At 69.5% G+C, this 9203-nt stretch carries 6 protein-coding genes and 1 pseudogene; 5 read left to right on the top strand and 2 right to left on the bottom strand.

Annotated elements, in window-relative coordinates; genetic code table 11:
• A pseudogene (locus VFX99_RS10705) lies at positions 1-283 on the bottom strand (ABC transporter substrate-binding protein); the annotation flags it as partial.
• Positions 284-483: 200 nt separating this feature from the next.
• Between VFX99_RS10705 and VFX99_RS10700 the strand changes: the two are divergent.
• Positions 484-1503, top strand: a complete 1020-nt coding sequence (locus VFX99_RS10700) for a LacI family DNA-binding transcriptional regulator (protein ID WP_329666282.1) — start codon at positions 484-486, stop codon at positions 1501-1503.
• Between the two features lie 121 nt (positions 1504-1624).
• On the top strand, positions 1625-4771 hold the full coding sequence (locus VFX99_RS10695; protein ID WP_329666281.1) for a M14 family metallopeptidase: 3147 nt from the start codon (positions 1625-1627) through the stop codon (positions 4769-4771).
• A gap of 28 nt (positions 4772-4799) precedes the next feature.
• On the opposite strand, the gene VFX99_RS10690 is transcribed toward VFX99_RS10695, so the two are convergent.
• Positions 4800-5579, bottom strand: coding sequence for an IclR family transcriptional regulator (locus tag VFX99_RS10690; RefSeq protein WP_329666280.1), 780 nt, complete (start codon positions 5577-5579; stop codon positions 4800-4802).
• Positions 5580-5640: 61 nt separating this feature from the next.
• Here VFX99_RS10690 and hutH point away from each other — a divergent pair, with 61 nt between their 5' ends.
• From hutH to VFX99_RS10675, 3 genes are all read left to right on the top strand, one after another.
• Positions 5641-7185 (top strand): histidine ammonia-lyase, encoded by a 1545-nt coding sequence (hutH, locus tag VFX99_RS10685; protein WP_329666279.1) that lies wholly within the window; start codon positions 5641-5643, stop codon positions 7183-7185.
• Positions 7182-8855 (top strand): urocanate hydratase, encoded by a 1674-nt coding sequence (hutU, locus tag VFX99_RS10680; RefSeq protein ID WP_329666278.1) that lies wholly within the window; start codon positions 7182-7184, stop codon positions 8853-8855. The genes hutH and hutU overlap by 4 nt, the downstream gene beginning before the upstream one ends.
• Positions 8852-9203 (top strand): amidohydrolase family protein (locus VFX99_RS10675; protein ID WP_329666277.1); only part of this gene is annotated, 352 nt, incomplete at its 3' end. The genes hutU and VFX99_RS10675, both read left to right, overlap by 4 nt.

Genomic DNA, 9203 nt, shown 5'->3' with positions numbered 1-9203 from the left:
CCTGCGAGAGCTCCTGCGGCAGGTCGGTGGCGACCTTCACCTCGGCCTCGATCCCGGACTCTTCGGACCAGGCCGCGACCGCCTCGGTGACGGCATCCGTCTCCGCGTCGCCGCTGGTGCCGATCAGGAGGGTGATCGCGTCATCCGATGACGTCAGGTCGCCCGAATCTCCAGTGCCCGCCGGTTCTTCGAACCCGGAGCCGCCGCATCCGGTGAGCGCGAGAGTGCCCGTGACCAGAAGCGCGCCGGCTCCGAGGAGGGCGCGCCGTGTGTGCCGTGTCATGTCTGTCTCCTTTGATAAACACCGCGGGCGGCCCGTGTGCTGCGGACCGCGCAGCGGAGGCTTTGATCGTTCCAATCTTTGAACGATCAAATCCGGCCGCTAAGGGAAACGTAAGAGCCGCCCTCCGTGCGTGTCAACCCCTCGGGGGTACCCTGTCGATAACGATTTGAACGTTCACACTGGAGCCGGGAGTATCGCCCATGGCCAAGCCGCCGACCGTCGAGGACGTCGCGCGCATCGCGGGCGTCTCGCGGCAGACGGTCTCGAACGTCCTCAACTCGCCGCACATCGTCCGCGATGAGACGCGTGAGCGGGTGCAGCAGGCCATCGCGGACCTCGCCTATCGTCCGCATGCCGCGGCGCGCCGGCTGCGCACGCGCCGCAGCTCGACGATCGGCATCCACCTCGACCCGTATTCCGGGGGAATCTCGGGCGTGATCCTCGATCGATTCGTGCACGCGCTCACCGAACGTGCCAGCGAACGGGGGATGCGCGTGCTCATCTACAGCGCACGCACCGCCGACGAGGAGATCGCCCGGCTCGGCGACCTCGTCGACGGAGCCGAGATCGACGCCGTGGTGATCACCGGAACGTTCTTCGGCGACCCGCGCACCGGCTGGCTTCTCGAACGCGACGTGCCCTTCGTGTCGTTCGGCCGACCCTGGGGCGGCGACGACGTGTATCGTCCAGCCCATACCTGGGTCGACGTCGACGGCGCGGCCGGCACACGGACGGCCACCCGTCACATGCTCGCGACCCAGGGCGCCCGCATCGGCTTCTTCGGCTGGCCGCCCGACAACGGCACCGGCGACGACCGCGAGCGCGGATGGCGGGAGGCGATGACGGATGCCGGAGCCTCCGGTCCGCGCTTCGAGGCGGTCGACGGACTCGCGAACGCCCGAGAGGTGATGTCGGCGGCGTTCGCAGAACCGGACGTGCTGAGCGAACTCGATGCCCTCGTGTGCGTAAGCGACTCGCACGCCGTCGGCGCGCACCTCGCCGCTGCCGATGCCGGTCGTCGCCATCTGCCCGTCATCGGCTTCGACAACACGCCCGTCGCGGAGGCACTGGGCATCTCGAGCATGGAGCAGTCGCCCGAGCTCGTCGCCGCAGCGGTCCTCAACCTCCTGATGGGAACAACCGGACAGGCCGTCGCGCCCCGCGACCGGGATGCTCCACCCGAGCACGTGCTGGTGGAACCGCGGCTCATCCTCCGCTAGCACGGCCTCTTGACGGTCCCCGCGACGGGTTGCAAGATGAGGACCATTCGCGTCGCGCCACCCCCGGGACCGACCGCTGATACACCCCGGCAGGCTGGCATCGCGCCACAAGGGAGTGCGCATGTTCCGAAAGCTCGCCGTCGCCACCGCCGCCGCCGTGATCCTCTCCGGGCTCGTCGCCGCCCCGAGCATGGCGAGCCCGCCGCCTGGAGGAGAGGCCGACCGGCTCGCCGTGTACACCGGCACCGTCGGCGCGGACGGCCTCGCGGCGATCGTGGAGCTGGGCGTCGACAGGCACGAGGTCGTCACGTCACCGAGCGAGGACGCGCCCGGTCAGATCGCAGTCGAGGTCATCCTCAGCGGCGAGCAGGCGGCGCGACTGGCCGAGAGCGGCACCGCCCTCGAGGTCAAGCGGCCCTCCGCACAGCGCCGATCGCTGGACACCGCTGCAGGAGTGTTCCGCACCTACAGCGGTGAGGGCGGCATCCTCGAGGAGCTGATGGCTCAGGCAGCCGCGAATCCGCAGATAGCCGAGTTCCGGGTGATCGGCCAGACCGTGCAGGGCCAGGAGATCGGCGCCGTGCGGCTGACGAAGAACGTGGCGAAGACGAAGGACGGCAAGCGCCCGACGACCATCTACGTCGGGGCTCAGCACGCGCGCGAGTGGATCACGCCCGAGATGGTGCGTCGATTGCTCGACTACTACCTGGACTCCTACGCGACCGACCCTCGGGTCAAGGGGATCATCGACAGCACCGAGCTGTGGTTCATACCCGTCGCCAACCCCGACGGGTATGACTACACGTTCACCGAAGGGCAGAGGCTCTGGCGCAAGAACCTCCGCGACAACGACGGCGACGGCAAGATCACCGGCGCAGACGGAGTGGACCTGAACCGCAACTACCCGACTCGCTGGGGCTACGACAACGAGGGGTCGTCACCGAACCCGACGAGCGACACGTATCGCGGTCCGTCGCCGGCGTCGGAGCCCGAGACGCAGGCGCTGGACGGACTGTTCGCCACCACGACGCCGCAGTTCCTGGTGAACTACCACTCGGCTGCCGAACTGCTGCTGCACGGCATCGGCTGGCAGGTCGCGACGCCGTCGCCGGACGACGTCATCTACGAGGCGATGGTGGGCGACGACGCGAACCCCGCGATCCCGCAGTACGACCCGGACATCTCGGCCGAGCTGTACACGACCAACGGCGACACCGACTCGCATGCGCAGGAGGCGTACGGCACGCTCGGCTTCACGCCGGAGATGGGCACGTGCGAGTCGGCCTCGAACGCGAATCCGGACGACGAGTGGCTCGCCGAGGATTGCCTGAGCGGGTTCAACTTCCCTGACGACGAGGGGCTCATCCAGGCGGAGTTCGAAAAGAACATCCCCTTCGCGCTCGCCGTCGCGGAATCGGCGAAGGACCCGGACGACCCGGTCTCGGTGGTCGGTCGTGACGCCGAGGACTTCCGCGTCGACTCATTCGCAGTCTCCTACGGCGACCCGCAGACCGTCGCCGTCTGGGCCAAGCGCGACCTGCTCGCCAAGCTCATGGTCTACCGGGTCAACGGGGGCCCGCTGCGCGTGTCCGCCGTGAAGGAGTGGGGAGGCGGTGAGCGCTACGGCGACGAGAACGTCGACTACTACGCGGAGTATCGCGGAACCGTCAAGGGCACTCAGGCGGGCGACACCGTCGAGGTGTGGTTCACGGGGGTGCCATCTGTGCGGGACATCCTCAAGAACCGCGGGCTCAAGAAGATCGAGAGCGAGCACTTCACCTATGAGGTCGCGCAGGACACCGGCAACTCGGTGCTCATCATCGCGAACGAGGACTACACGGGAGCCCAGAACCAGCTTGAGCCACCGTCGGCCGGAGGACCCAAGTACGTCGACGAACACGTCGCCGCGCTCGAGGCCAACGGCGTGACGCCGGATGTCTGGGACGTCGACGTGAGCGGAATCCCGCATGACCTGGGCGTGCTCAGCCACTACGACGCCGTGCTGTGGTACCTCGGCGACAACCGGCTCACGCAGGACGAGGAGGACGTCGTCACCGAAACGTACGCCGGCCCGTACGAGGACATCTCCGTCGCCGAGAGGCAGCAGTATCTGACGATCGCCGTCCGCGACTTCCTGAATGAGGGTGGGAAACTCGCCCTGGCCGGGGAGACCACCGCATACTACGGGCAGCTCGCGAGCACGGTCGGAGGCATCTACTACGGGCTGGACGGCGCACCCGACCAGCAGTGCGTGATCACCGCTGACATCTACTCGGACTGCCTGCTGCTGGCGGACGATTTCACGCAGTACTGGCTCGGAGCGTACGACCGCGGACCGCTCGTCGCGGACGGTGTCACCGGCATCGCCCCACCGCTCGAGGGCGTGGAGGCGCTGTTCGGCGGTCCCGCAACTGCGGACAACCCGATCGACGAGGTCGGCGCGTTCACCGTCACAAGCGACGTCCTTCCGGTCTCGGAGTTCCCCCAGTTCGAGAGCTGGGCCGTCGCGGAGTACCAGAACCCGTCGGGACCGTTCATCCCGGTCGAAGGCGAATGGGCGATGTTCGCCGACCACGTCGACGACGGATACCAACGGCTCGTCCGCACGTACACGATCCCCGAGGGCGCGACCGCGTCGTTCCAAGCGCAGCTCTCGTACGCGACCGAGCTCGGCTACGACCACGTGATCGTCGAGGCACGGCCGGTCGGGACGGAGGCGTGGACGACGCTGCCCGAAGCGGGCGGCGCGACCTCGACGGACGTGCCGGAGGAGTGCGAGGCGGGCTTCCTCGTCGCGGAGCACCCGTGGCTGGAGCACTACCTGACCGTCGGCGAGTCGGCATGCGAGCCGTCGGGCACCAGCGGCGTCTGGAATTCGTTCACCGGATCGTCCGGCGGGTGGATCCCGGTGTCATTCGATCTCAGCGCGTACGCGGGACAGGACGTCGAGATCGCCATCAGCTACGTGACCGATCCGTTCACCGGAGATGTCGGCGTGATGGTGGATGACACCAAGCTGGTCGTCGGCGGGGCCGAGACCGAGCTGGAGGGCTTCGAGTCGGGGCTCGGCGCATGGAACGTTCCCGGTGCACCGGCGGGCAGTCCCGCCAACGCCTCGGACTTCGAGCGCTACCAGGCCGAGGGCCCGTTCTACGGGGCGACGGCGACACCGGACACGCTGCTGTTCGGGTTCGGTCTCGAGCAGCTCGAGTCCGAGGCCGCGCGGAACGAAGTGGTGGCCAGGATCCTCGCGCACTTCGCAGGTTGACGTCAGCGCAGGATCGGGGGGTGCGCCGTCATCGCGGCGCACCCCCGATCCGGCGCCTCAATTCGCTGACCACCGGGGTGATCTCGGCGGCGAGAGTGGCGGCATCCCGCTCGGGATCGCTGGGATAGGTCACCGCGATCGCCGCGATCGGCCAGCCCACGTGGTCCAGGACGGCGACCCCCACCGAGCGCAGCCCGAGCGTGACCTCACCGTCCTCGGTCGCGAAGCCCTCGATCCGCACACTGCGTAGGACTTCGCGCAGCTCGCCAGGTCGCGCGGGACCGCGTCCCGTCCGGTCGGCGAAGGATGCGGCATCCGGATACAGCGCACGAACCTGCTCGCGAGGGAGGGCCGCAAGCATCGCGCGGCCGGTCGCGGTGAGGTGGGCGGGCAGGCGAACACCCACGTCGGTGACCAGCGCCGGCCGGCGGGGCGCGCGCTCTTCGACGATGTAGAGCACGTCGCGACCGGTCATCACCGCCAGGTGCGCGCTCTCGCCGGTGTGGTCGGCGAGAGCGGCGATCAGGCTGCGGCCGAGGCGCGCCAGCGGCTGCTGTCGCGCATAGCCGCCGGCGAGCTCGAACGCGGCGGTGCCGAGCCCCCAGCGCCGCTCGGCCGGCAGGTGGACGACGAAGCCGTGCTCCTCGAGCGTCGCGAGGAGGTGATAGACGCTGGAACGCGGCACGCCGAGCTGGGTCGCGATCGTGCGCGCCGCGACCGGACCGCGTTGCCGCGCCAGGAACGACAGGATGCGCAGCGTCTGGTCGGCCGCGGGGACCTGGGGGTGGGGCTTCGAGGTGTCTGGCATGACAGACACAGGATGCCACGAGGCTCTGTCTCGCGCGAGCCGACGGGTGTGCAATCGAAGCATGAGCATCCTTCTCGACACCACCGTGGTCGTGGGCGCCGCACCCCTGCGCCCCGACGACGTCGTCGCCGTCGCTCGGCACGGAGCCCGAGTCGTGTTGGACCCCGCCGCCCTCGAGCAGGTCGCAGCATCCCGCATGCTCGTCGAGGGGCTCGCCGACGATCCCGAGCCGCACTACGGGATCTCGACAGGGTTCGGTGCACTCGCCACCACGTTCATCGCGCCCGAGCGACGCGCCCAGCTGCAGGCGAGCCTGATCCGCTCGCACGCGGCCGGCACCGGTGCTGAGGTGGAACGGGAGGTGGTGCGCGCCCTGCAGCTGCTGCGGCTGCATACGCTGATGACCGCCCACACGGGCGTGCGTCCGGTCGTGGCCGAGACCTATGCGGCGATGCTGAACGCCGGAATCACGCCGGCCGTGCGGGAGTACGGCTCTCTCGGCTGCTCCGGCGATCTCGCTCCGCTGTCGCACGTCGCTCTCGCGGCGCTGGGGGAGGGCGACGTCCGCAACGCGTCCGGCGACATGGTGTCGGCGGCGGACGCGCTCGCCGAGGCCGGCATCGAGCCGCTCGTTCTCCGCGAGAAGGAGGGCCTCGCGCTCATCAACGGCACCGACGGCATGCTCGGGATGCTGCTGCTGGCACTCTCCGACCTGTCCGTGCTGCTCGACACCGCCGATGTCGCTGCGGCTCTCTCGATCGAGAGCCAGCTGGGCACCGACGCCGTCTTCGCCGCCGATCTCATGGAGCTCCGTCCGCAGGTCGGGCAGGCGGCATCCGCTGCCAACCTGCGTGCGTTCCTCGCCGACTCGCCGATCGTCGCATCGCACAAGGGACCCGACTGCACGCGTGTTCAGGACGCGTACTCGCTGCGCTGCGCGCCCCAGGTTCACGGCGCGGCGCGCGACACCGTCGACTACGCCCGGACGATCGCGAGTCGCGAGCTCGTCGCGGCGGTCGACAACCCGGTGATCACCGACGACGGGCGCGTCGAATCCAATGGCAACTTCCACGGTGCGCCGATCGCCTATGTCCTGGACTTCCTTGCGATCGCCGTCGCCGATGTCGCGTCGATCTCGGAGCGACGCACCGACCGCGCCCTCGATCCCGCCCGCAGTCACGGGCTTCCGCCGTTCCTCGCGCACGAGGTCGGCGTCGACTCGGGCCTGATGATCGCGCAGTACGCCGCAGCCGGAATCGTGTCCGAGCTCAAGAGGCTCGCGGTTCCGGCATCCGTCGATTCGATTCCGTCCAGCGCGATGCAGGAGGACCACGTCTCGATGGGCTGGGCTGCCGCGCGCAAGCTGCGCCGCGGAATCGACGGACTCGCGCGCGTGCTCGCGATCGAGGTGCTGACCGGGACGCGCGCGATCGACCTGCGCGCGCCGCTCGAGCCGGGACCGGTGACCGGCGCGGTGCGGGATCTGGTGCGCACCGTGGCTCGCGGACCGGGACACGACCACTTCCTCTCACCCGACATCGAAGCGGTGACCGACCTGGTGCTCTCCGGCCGGGTCGCGCGCGCCGCGGAAGGAGCAGCCTCATGAACAGTGCTTCGACAGGCTCAGCGACCGAGATCAGGACCGTGCGCGCTGCGCGCGGGAGCGTGCGCACCGCCAAGAGCTGGGGCGCCGAGGCGGCCAAGCGGATGCTGATGAACAACCTCGATCCCGAGGTCGCCGAGCACCCCGAGGACCTCGTCGTCTACGGGGGTACGGGCAAGGCGGCGCGCAGCTGGGAGGCGTACGACGCGATCGTGCGCACGCTCGATGAGCTCGAGCCGGACGAGACGCTGCTGGTGCAGTCCGGAAAGCCCGTCGGCGTGTTCCGCACGCACGAATGGGCGCCGCGCGTGCTGATCGCCAACTCCAACCTCGTGGGGGACTGGGCGACGTGGCCCGAGTTCCGCCGGCTCGAGCAGCTGGGCCTCACGATGTACGGGCAGATGACGGCCGGATCGTGGATCTACATCGGCACGCAGGGAATCCTGCAGGGCACGTACGAGACGTTCGCCGCCGTCGCCCGCTCGCTCGGTCGCGACTCGCTCGCGGGAACGCTGACCCTCACGGGCGGATGCGGCGGCATGGGCGGCGCTCAGCCGCTGGCGGTGACGCTGAACGGCGGTGCGGTGCTGATCGTCGACGTGGACGAGTCGAGGCTCGCGCGGCGGGTCGAGCACGGTTACCTCGACGAGTACACGACCGACCTGGACGAGGCTGTCGCCCGCGTCGTGGCGGCGAAGGACGACGGGCGGGCTCTCAGCGTCGGTGTCGTGGGCAACGCCGCGCTCGTCTTCCCCGAGCTGCTGCTGCGCGGCACGCCGATCGATATCGTCACCGACCAGACGAGCGCGCACGACCCCCTCGCCTATCTGCCGGTCGGCGTCGACGTGGAGGACTGGCGCGCCGAGGCCGAGCGCGATCCGGCGGGCTTCACCGACCGCGCACGCGGCAGCATGGCCAAGCAGGTGGCCGCGATGGTCGGATTCCAGGATGCCGGAGCCGCGGTCTTCGACTACGGCAACTCGATCCGCGCCGAGGCGCAGCTCGGCGGCTTCGACCGCGCTTTCGAGTTCCCCGGGTTCGTGCCCGCGTACATCCGTCCGCAGTTCGCCGAGGGCAGGGGTCCGTTCCGGTGGGTGGCTCTGTCGGGCGATCCCGAGGACATCCGCAAGACCGACGAAGCGGTGAAGCAGCTCTTCCCCGACAACGCCGGTCTGGTGCGGTGGCTCGACAAGGCCGGCGACACCGTGCATTTCGAAGGACTTCCCGCCCGCATCTGTTGGCTCGGATATCGGGAGCGCCACCTCGCGGGACTGAAGTTCAACGAGATGGTGGCCTCCGGCGAGCTGTCCGCGCCGATCGTGATCGGTCGCGACCACCTCGATGCCGGCTCGGTCGCCTCGCCCTACCGCGAGACCGAGGCGATGGCCGACGGCTCCGACGCGATCGCCGACTGGCCGCTGCTGAACGCGCTGCTCAACACCGCCAGCGGCGCATCGTGGGTATCGATCCACCACGGGGGAGGCGTCGGCATCGGCCGCAGCATCCATGCCGGGCAGGTGATCGTCGCGGACGGGACCGCCCTCGCCGCTGAGAAGCTCGAGCGTGTGCTCACCAACGACCCCGGCACGGGCGTCATGCGACACGTCGACGCGGGCTACGACCGCGCGAAAGAGGTCGCGCGCGAACGTGGCCTGAAGGTTCCGATGCTGTGAGCACCACGCTCATCACGAACATCGGCGAGCTGACGACCAACGTCGCCGGCGACGGCGACCCGTGCGGCACTCTGCGGGATGCCGCGGTGCTGATCGACGGCAGCCGCATCGCGTGGGTCGGCCCCGCCACCGAAGCGCCCCCTTTCCGCGAGACTGCACCGGGAGATCGAGACAGCGGGGTAACCCCGCAGTCTCGAGGTGCGGTTGCAGTCTCGCGGGAGGTGGAGGGGGCGGAGGGGGCAGTCGAGGTCGTCGACGCGGCCGGGCGGGCGGTGATTCCGGGGTTCGTCGACAGCCACACGCACCTCGTCTTCGGCGGCGACCGAGCCGACGAATTCGAAGCCAGGA

The organism is Microbacterium sp. (genome assembly GCF_036277215.1).
GTDB lineage: Bacteria > Actinomycetota > Actinomycetes > Actinomycetales > Microbacteriaceae > Microbacterium.
This window is presented reverse-complemented; position numbering and strand designations above follow the sequence as displayed.